The sequence below is a fragment of the Streptomyces sp. UNOB3_S3 genome, from assembly GCF_020740895.1.
Lineage (GTDB): Bacteria > Actinomycetota > Actinomycetes > Streptomycetales > Streptomycetaceae > Streptomyces.
The window spans coordinates 1-2355 of sequence record NZ_JAILXP010000615.1; the positions used below are offsets into that span (position 1 = coordinate 1).

Consider the following 2355-nt stretch of genomic DNA (forward strand, 5'->3'; position numbering starts at 1 on the left):
GGACCCGGCGGGACTTTTTTAAAGGAACCTCATCCATCGAGATGGACGGGGTGTCAACATATCTGGCGTTGACTTTTGGCACGCTGTTGAGTTCTCAAGGAACGGACGCTTCCTTTGTACTCACCCTTTCGGGCTTTCCTCCGGGCTTCCCTTCGGTGTTTCCAACCTTACCAGATCCGTTTTCCGTTCCGTTCCCGGTTCGGAATTCATTTCCGGCCCCCTGTTGGCGGGGTCTGCCTTTCGGCGTGACCGCTACGTTAGCGGATTTCCCTTGCGGCTCCTAATCGAGCCGATCGCAGTCGAATTTCGGCACGCCGAAATTGACCCCGATCCGGGATGTCCTCGCAGTAGTGGTGGTCGCCGCTCGTCTCGGATGCGCACAGGGCGCCGTCCGTCTCAAGCGGCTTGCCTACGTTAGGACCTCTCGGCGCAGGAGTCAAGCACCGGCCTGCCGTCCGCCCTTGCTCCTGTCGCGCGGCACATGGGCCCGGTACGGGCTGACCGTCGGGTCACCGTCCGTCCAGAAGCGCCAGGGGTGGGTGGCGCCCGCGCCGCCCACGCCCGTACGGGGGCCGTTGCGCACCCGGTCCGTGGGGACAGGGGTGCCCCGGAGGACGGAGAGGGGTGCGTCCGGGCCCGCGCAGATGTCCGTGCCGTTGAGCGAGCGGTCCACATCGAGGGCGGTCGCGAGGCGGGCCGGGCCCTGGGCCAGCTCCCGGTCGTGGCGGGCCTTCGGGCGGCGGGCCCGGGCCAGGTCGGCGCCCTCGATCACTTCGCCGCCGCGCAGCAGGACTCCGCTGGCCGTGCCCTCGGGGCCGCAGACCAGGTTGAGGCTGAACCACATGCCGTAGATGAAGTACACGTACGCGTGCCCGGGCGGGCCGAACATCGACGCGTTCCGCTCCGTACGGCCACGGAAGGCGTGGGAGCCGGGGTCCTTCTCCCCCGCGTACGCCTCGACCTCGGTGATGCGCAGCTCGATCGGGCCCTCGGGGGTCGACCGGACGAGAACGCGACCCAGGAGTTCGGGGGCGACCTCCAGTACCGGACGGTCGAAGAACTCCCGGTCGAGTGGCATACGGTCAGGCGCGGCAGTCATGCCGGCCGAGCGTAGTGGAAGGGCCCGGCGGCCGGGTCCGGGGAGGATGAGCGCGATGGTGTTCAAGAAGCTGATGGCGAGCCTGGGTGCGGGCGGGGCCTCGGTGGAGACGGTGCTGTTCGAGGAGAACGTCGTGCCCGGCGGGGTGGTGCAGGGCGAGGTGCGCATCCAGGGCGGTTCGGTGCCGCAGCGGATCGAGGGGCTGTCGGTGGGGCTCCAGGCGCGGGTCGAGGTCGAGGGCGACGACGGCGAGTACAAGCGGGACGTGGAGTTCACCCGGATGCGGCTGGGCGGGGCGTTCGAGGTGCAGGCGGGGGCGGTGCACGTGGTGCCGTTCGGGCTGGAGATCCCCTGGGAGACGCCGGTCACCGTGTTCCTGGGCCGGCACCTCACCGGAATGAACGTGGGGGTGACGACCCACCTCGCCATCGCCCGCGCGGTGGACTCGAGCGACCTCGATCCGGTGAACGTCCACCCGCTCCCCGCCCAGCAGGCGGTCCTCGACGCCTTCGGCCGGCTCGGTTTCTCCTTCAAGTCCGCCGATCTCGAGCGCGGCCACATCAGTGGCACGCGGCAGCGGCTGCCCTTCTACCAGGAGATCGAGTTCCACGCGCCCGCCCAGTACCGGGGGCTGAACGAGGTGGAGCTGTCGTTCGTCGCGGACGACCGTGAGATGGACGTCGTGCTGGAGATGGACAAGAAGCCGGGGCTGTTCGGCTCGGGCAGTGACACCTACCGCTCGTTCACCATGAATCTGGGGACGTACGAGCAGACCGACTGGGCGGCCTACCTCCACCAGTGGCTCGCCGAGGTGGGCGGCAAGCGGAACTGGCTCTGAGGCGGAACCGGCTCCGAAGCGATCCCGGCCCGGGGCCGGGATCGCCGGGTCAGCCCAGCAGGACGACCAGGGGCGAGTCCGTGCCCGTCCAGTGGTCGACGGCGTCGTGGAGCACGGCCTCCGCCGTCCGGGCGTCGCCCGGTGCCGCCTTGCGGAAGGTCTCCCAGTCCTCGGCGAGCAGCAGATAGCCGCGGAACTTGCCGGAGCCCCACCACGACAGGTCCGTGAGGCAGTCGGCGAGGGCGTCCCAGTTGCGGCCGAACCACTCGGGGAACTCCAGGTCCGTCGCGCAGCGGTCGAGGAAGGCGGCCTTGTCGTGGACCCCGGTGAGCTGGAGCCTGGCGCCCCGCCAGTCGGCCTCGGCGGCGCGGGCCATGACGTCCGTGGGGGCCTCGGTGAGGGGCAGGTGGTAGATGCC

At 69.6% G+C, this 2355-nt stretch carries 3 protein-coding genes; 1 reads left to right on the top strand and 2 read right to left on the bottom strand.

What is annotated here, in order from left to right:
- Positions 1-436 precede the first annotated feature (436 nt).
- Positions 437-1099 carry a DNA-3-methyladenine glycosylase gene (locus tag K6I33_RS34345; protein WP_229358722.1) on the bottom strand — a complete coding sequence of 221 codons (663 nt, stop codon included), beginning with the start codon at positions 1097-1099 and terminating at the stop codon, positions 437-439.
- Positions 1100-1154: 55 nt separating this feature from the next.
- Here K6I33_RS34345 and K6I33_RS34350 point away from each other — a divergent pair, with 55 nt between their 5' ends.
- Positions 1155-1937: a sporulation protein gene (locus K6I33_RS34350; RefSeq protein ID WP_229358723.1), complete on the top strand. Its 783-nt coding sequence runs from the start codon at positions 1155-1157 to the stop codon at positions 1935-1937.
- A gap of 49 nt (positions 1938-1986) precedes the next feature.
- On the opposite strand, the gene K6I33_RS34355 is transcribed toward K6I33_RS34350, so the two are convergent.
- A partial coding sequence (locus tag K6I33_RS34355; protein WP_308297369.1) for a barstar family protein occupies positions 1987-2355 on the bottom strand: 369 nt, incomplete at its 5' end.

What these genes read in the sequence shown, in the direction of transcription:
- K6I33_RS34345 (WP_229358722.1), bottom strand. Translation starts at nt 1,099, where the DNA reads ATGACTGCCGCGCCTGACCGTATGCCACTCGACCGGGAGTTCTTCGAC.
- K6I33_RS34350 (WP_229358723.1), top strand. Translation starts at nt 1,155, where the DNA reads ATGGTGTTCAAGAAGCTGATGGCGAGCCTGGGTGCGGGCGGGGCCTCG.